At 55.1% G+C, this 454-nt stretch carries 1 pseudogene; it reads left to right on the forward strand.

Going from position 1 to position 454, the window contains the following annotated elements:
- A pseudogene (locus tag ACTHTY_RS11865) lies at nucleotides 1-454 on the forward strand (RHS repeat protein); the annotation flags it as partial.

A 454-nucleotide genomic window follows, 5' to 3' on the forward strand; every position in this document is an offset into this window, starting at 1 on the left:
CCTTTAGGTCGTCTGAAACGGCAAATCGCCACTCTCAACGACCTGACGGAAAGCGGCAAAGGAAAAACCAAAGTAGCGGCGGGTTATGCCCAAACCGCCGTCAAACGCAGCTACGGCTACGACCGTACCGGCAACCTGACCCACAGTACCGATCAGCGGACGGGCACGACCAAGTTCGAGTACGACAAACTGGGCCGGATTACCCAAGCGGGCAACGAACTGTTCGCCTTCGACCCCGCGCACAATATCCTGTCCGATCACAATAGCCCTACCGTTCCCGACAACCGCCTGAAAACCTACAACGGCAGCAGCTATTACTACGACCACTTCGGCAACCTGATCCACCGCGAACTGGCCGACGGCGAAGTGCAGAACTATTTCTACGATCTGCATGACCAACTGGTTAAAGCCGAAATCTTCAAAAAAGACGGCACGAAAGAGACTTGGGCCTACA

Origin of the sequence: Neisseria sp. P0019.S002 (assembly GCF_051957155.1) — a bacterium.
Taxonomy (GTDB): domain Bacteria; phylum Pseudomonadota; class Gammaproteobacteria; order Burkholderiales; family Neisseriaceae; genus Neisseria; species Neisseria perflava.